We start from the raw sequence: 3,811 nt of genomic DNA, 5'->3' as shown, positions 1-3,811 counted from the left end.
GACCTGCCCAACCACGGAGGTGCCCCGCGCGTTCTCCCCTGCGTCAACCTCATAGCCACACCCAACCCTCCAGAGCTACAGATGGAAAAGGCTCCCTGTAAGAAGCTGGCCGGTGCTCCCAAGGAAATAAGTCAGGCGGAGCAGCAGAAGATGCTCGACAAGGGGATCAAGTACGCGCAGTGTCTGCGCGACCAGGGCATCAACGCGCCGGACCCGCAGATGAAGGACGGCAAAATTATGGCGCCGGCGATGGGCCTCCCCGATGGGGACAAGGGAAAGATGGAGAAGGCCACGAAGGCGTGCAATGACAAGCTCGGAGAGTAAGCGCAGGCGTCCCAGAAAGAACGTGATCGCCTCGCTGGCCGTGGCGAGCGCACTGGTGGGCGGGGCAGCCGTCGTGGCGACGAGCGGTGACGACGGCAAGGGCCAGGAGCGGCGCACCGACGGCCTGCCGCAGAAGATCGACACGATCAAGCGGCAGGACCTGAGCAGTCGCACTCAGGTGGACGGCACCCTCGGCTACTCCAAGGAGCGCAAGCTCAACGGCGGAGCGCAGGGCACGGTCACCTGGCTCCCGGACACCGGCTCGGTGATCAAACTCAACGAGGCGCTCTACGAGGCCGACGGCGCCAAGGTCTGGCTGCTGTACGGCGAGCGGCCCATGTACCGGAAGCTCAAGACCGGGGACAAGGGGCCGGACGTCCGGCAGTTGAAACAGAACCTCCGCGACCTCGGATACGGGGCGGGCCTGACCGTGGACGAGCAGTTCACCTCCGGAACCGCGGAGGCGCTGGGGCGCTGGCAGAAGTCCCACGGCCTGAAGCAGACCGGCGAGACAGGCCCGGACCAGATCTCCTTCGCCCCGAGCTCGGTGCGGGTCAAGAAGAAGGAGGCTGCCGTCGGCGACCAGGCGGCCCCCGGCCATCCGGTGCTGACCGTCACCGGTGCCGAGCGCGAGGTGGAGATCAAGCTCGACGTCGCCGATGCCGCTCTCGCCGAGCCCGGCACCCGAGTGGAGATCACCCTCCCCGGCGGCGACAAGGTCAAGGGGAAGGTCGCCTCCGTCGACCGCAGCGCCAGTTCGGACGACGACAAGGGCCAGGGCGGCGGTGGGCAAGAGGACTCCGCCAAGGTCACCGCCCGGGTGACCTTCGCCGATCCGTCACAGGTCAAGGGCATCGACCAAGCCCCGGTCACCGTCGACCTCAAGGGCGAGACACACGAGAACGTGCTGACCGTCCCGGTCAACGCCCTGCTCGCCCTGCCCGCCGGCGGCTTCGGCATCCAGATCGTGGAAGACGGCAAGGCCCGCGAAACCCCGGTCAAGCTCGGCCTGTTCGGACAGGGCAGGGTCGAGGTCAGCGGATCCGGCCTCAAGGAAGGCATGAAGGTCGGAGTGCCCAAGACATGACCACCGTCGCCAACACCGTCGTCGAACTGAACCAGGTCACCAAGGAGTACCCGGGCGGAGTCGCGGCGCTGCGCGGGGTGGACCTGCGCATCGAGCGCGGGGAACTGCTCGCGGTCGTGGGCCCGTCCGGGTCGGGCAAGTCCACCCTCCTGCACATCGTCGGCACCCTGGACCGCCCCACCGCCGGCACCGTCGCCATCGCGGGCCATGACGTCGCCACCCTGACCGACCGTCGGCTGTCCGCCCTGCGCGCCCGGCACATCGGCTTCGTCTTCCAGTCCTTCCACCTCGTGTCCGGGATCACCGCCCAGGACAACGTCGCCGAGGGCCTGCTCTACTCCGGCCTGACACGCACCGAGCGCCGCAAGCGCGCGGCCACCGCCCTGGAACGTGTCGGACTCGGGGACCGGATGCATCACCGCCCGCACGAACTGTCCGGCGGGCAGCGACAGCGGGTGGCCATCGCCCGGGCCGTGGTGGGCGAACCAGACCTCCTGCTGGCGGACGAGCCCACCGGCGCCCTGGACTCCGCCTCCGGCGACGCCGTCATGCAGCTGCTGCACGACCTCAACGCCGACGGAGCCACCATCGCAGTGATCACCCACGACAGCGAGATCGCCGGCGCACTGCCACGCCAGGTACGCATCCGCGACGGCCAGATCGTCCAGGACACGCTCAAGGACGCCCACGCAAACGCGTACGCGGACACACAGCCGCTGGAACAGGCGGGAGGTGAGGAACCATGCCACGCGACCGACTGACCCCGGCCCGGCTCGGCCCCCGCGACGTCCTGCACGTCGGCTCGGCAGGCCTGCGCGCCCGGCCGATGCGGGTCGTGCTCTCCGCGCTGGGCATCGCCATCGGCATCGCCACGATGATCGCGGTGGTCGGCATCTCCGCCTCCAGCAAGCAACAACTCCTCCAGCAGCTCGACAAACTGGGCACCAACATGCTGGCGGTCACTCCGGGGCAGGACATGTTCAGCAGTGAGAAGGTCAAGCTGCCCAAGGAAGCACCGGGCATGATCGGCCGCATCCCCGGCGTCGAGCACGTCGGCGCGACCGGCGACCTGGATCCGACGGTCCGGCGCAGCGAGAAGATCCCCAAGAGCAACACCGGCGGCATCACCGTGAAGGCCGCCAGTGAGGACCTGCTGAAGGCCCTGAAGGGCACCGTCGGTGCAGGCACCTGGCTCAACGACGCGACCGGGCGCTACCCCTCGGTGGCGCTCGGGAGCGTCGCCGCCGAACGCCTGGGCATCACCACGCCCGGCCAGCAGGTCCTCATCGGCAAGCAGTACTTCACCGTCATCGCCATCCTCGACCCGCTGCCCCTGACACCCGAGATCGAACGCGCCGCACTGGTGGGCTGGAAGGCCGCGGAAACACTCCTGGGCTTCGACGGCCACCCCACCAAGATCTACGAACGCTCCACGGACGCCTCCGTCGAAGCGGTCGGCAAACTCCTCGCACGCACCGCCAACCCGCAGGACCCACAGAACGTCCAGGTCTCCAGCCCCTCGGCAGCCCTGCAGGCCAAGGCCGCCACCGAGGGCGCCTTCGACAGCCTCCTGCTCGGACTCGGCGGCGTCGCCCTGCTGGTCGGCGGCGTCGGAGTCGCCAACACCATGATCATCTCAGTGCTGGAACGACGCCACGAGATCGGCCTGCGCCGCTCCCTGGGCGCCACCCGCGGACAGATCCGCATCCAGTTCGTCACCGAATCACTACTGCTCTCCGGACTCGGCGGACTGGCCGGCGTGCTGCTGGGCTCGGCAGCCACCTACGTGTTCGCCGCCACGGGCGGCATGCCCTGGGTCGTCCCCCTCTGGGCCGTCGGCAGCGGCTTCGCCGCCACCCTCCTCATCGGATCCGTGGCCGGCCTGTACCCAGCAGTCCGCGCCGCCCGCCTCTCCCCCACCCTCGCCCTCCAGGCGGCATAGGGGCAGTCATCACCGAGCGGGGCGCCCTTCGGTACCCATCCCGAGGTGCCCGAGGGCGCCCGCGAGGCCCTGGCGGCACCGGCCCGGTGCAACGCGTCAGGCCGGTGCCGCGGCTCTCTCGTCCTGCGGATCGCGCGGGCCGGGCACTGCAGCCGCTGTGGCTGTCAGGTCCAGGTCCAGGCGGCTGTTCATGTCGAGCTCGAAGCGGCCGTAGGGGTTCACGTGTGTCCAGAACAGCGGGGACAGCGCCCCCCGGTCTGCCTCGGTGAGTTGGTCCGCCCATTTCGGATCGGCGAGGACCTGCTGCATCAGCAGCGTGTTGACGTGTTCTCTGAACTTCGCTTTGCCCCGGTTCAGGCCCCTGGAGCGTTTTTCACGTGTACGGCTTGCGGGTGAGCGGTGGTGTGGTGTTGACGGTGGCGTAACAAACGGGGCATCCCTGTGGTTTGGAGAGTCGC

4 protein-coding genes and 1 pseudogene are annotated in these 3,811 nt (G+C 69.0%); 4 read left to right on the top strand and 1 reads right to left on the bottom strand.

Features of this window, described 5'->3' with window-relative positions:
• The 4 genes and pseudogenes from ACIQU6_RS43970 to ACIQU6_RS43955 all read left to right on the top strand — a co-directional run.
• A pseudogene (locus tag ACIQU6_RS43970) lies at window positions 1-324 on the top strand (hypothetical protein); the annotation flags it as partial.
• Window positions 305-1,411, top strand: a complete 1,107-nt coding sequence (locus ACIQU6_RS43965) for a peptidoglycan-binding protein (RefSeq protein WP_403488233.1) — start codon at window positions 305-307, stop codon at window positions 1,409-1,411. The pseudogene ACIQU6_RS43970 and the gene ACIQU6_RS43965, both read left to right, overlap by 20 nt.
• Window positions 1,408-2,172 carry an ABC transporter ATP-binding protein gene (locus tag ACIQU6_RS43960; RefSeq protein WP_403488231.1) on the top strand — a complete coding sequence of 255 codons (765 nt, stop codon included), beginning with the start codon at window positions 1,408-1,410 and terminating at the stop codon, window positions 2,170-2,172. Before ACIQU6_RS43965 ends, ACIQU6_RS43960 begins: the two co-directional genes overlap by 4 nt.
• The gene (locus ACIQU6_RS43955) at window positions 2,154-3,353 is read left to right on the top strand and encodes an ABC transporter permease (protein WP_403488229.1); all 1,200 of its coding nucleotides are present in this window, start codon (window positions 2,154-2,156) and stop codon (window positions 3,351-3,353) included. The genes ACIQU6_RS43960 and ACIQU6_RS43955 overlap by 19 nt, the downstream gene beginning before the upstream one ends.
• Before the next feature lie 96 nt (window positions 3,354-3,449).
• On the opposite strand, the gene ACIQU6_RS43950 is transcribed toward ACIQU6_RS43955, so the two are convergent.
• Window positions 3,450-3,811: Tn3 family transposase (locus ACIQU6_RS43950; protein ID WP_403488227.1), on the bottom strand; the 362-nt coding region annotated here is incomplete at its 5' end.

Source organism: Streptomyces sp. NPDC090442 (genome assembly GCF_044769405.1).
GTDB lineage: Bacteria > Actinomycetota > Actinomycetes > Streptomycetales > Streptomycetaceae > Streptomyces.
Note: the sequence above shows the minus strand (reverse complement) of the source record. Positions and strands in the feature narration are given on the sequence as shown.

Coding starts and splice junctions, on each gene's coding strand:
- ACIQU6_RS43955 (WP_403488229.1), top strand. CDS start 2,154: ATGCCACGCGACCGACTGACCCCGGCCCGGCTCGGCCCCCGCGACGTC.
- ACIQU6_RS43960 (WP_403488231.1), top strand. CDS start 1,408: ATGACCACCGTCGCCAACACCGTCGTCGAACTGAACCAGGTCACCAAG.
- ACIQU6_RS43965 (WP_403488233.1), top strand. CDS start 305: ATGACAAGCTCGGAGAGTAAGCGCAGGCGTCCCAGAAAGAACGTGATC.